Source organism: Xanthomonas cissicola (assembly GCF_008801575.1).
GTDB lineage: Bacteria > Pseudomonadota > Gammaproteobacteria > Xanthomonadales > Xanthomonadaceae > Xanthomonas > Xanthomonas cissicola.
This window is the reverse complement of sequence record NZ_VZPL01000277.1, coordinates 1-257: the sequence shown is the minus strand read 5'-3', so window position 1 is coordinate 257 and position 257 is coordinate 1. Positions and strand designations below refer to the sequence as shown.

Genomic DNA, 257 nt, shown 5'->3' with positions numbered 1-257 from the left:
GCAGGTGGTGGCCATCGCCAGCAATGGCGGTGGCAAGCAGGCGCTGGAGACGGTGCAGGCGCTGTTGCCGGTGCTGTGCCAGGCCCATGGCCTGACCCCGGAGCAGGTGGTGGCCATCGCCAGCAATGGCGGTGGCAAGCAGGCGCTGGAGACGGTGCAGCGGCTGTTGCCGGTGCTGTGCCAGGCCCATGGCCTGACCCCGGAGCAGGTGGTGGCCATCGCCAGCCACGATGGCGGCAAGCAGGCGCTGGAGACGG

General features: G+C 70.8%; 1 protein-coding gene. It reads left to right on the top strand.

Annotation, left to right across the window (positions count from 1 at the left end):
* Window positions 1–257, top strand: a 257-nt coding sequence (locus F7R02_RS26060; protein ID WP_151210376.1) for a TAL effector repeat-containing protein, incomplete at both ends; no start/stop codon positions are given.